The 236-nt window shown below is 60.6% G+C and carries 1 protein-coding gene; it reads right to left on the reverse strand.

What is annotated here, in order from left to right:
- Window positions 1-32: 32 nt before the first annotated feature.
- The coding region (locus ACWGS9_RS35930; protein WP_454509577.1) for a hypothetical protein at window positions 33-236 on the reverse strand (204 nt) is incomplete at its 5' end.

Genomic DNA, 236 nt, shown 5'->3' on the forward strand with positions numbered 1-236 from the left:
GCGCCGGCGCGCTCCGCTCAGTCATTGTTTCCTTACCATTGTCGGTAAAGAAGAATGTCGTTCTGCCTTCCTGATTGTCCCAACAGGGCCGCGTAGGGCACACCATCGATTGTGATGCTTGTCTGAGGCCGAGCCGGGCTCGGCAGCACGCCATTCCAGTGCATCCCGCGCATGAGGTTCTCCTCCGCTCGCTGGTCACCGTGCACAAAGCCAGGGACGTACGCTCCCAAGTCCAG

The organism is Mesorhizobium sp. Arg314, assembly GCF_053714275.1.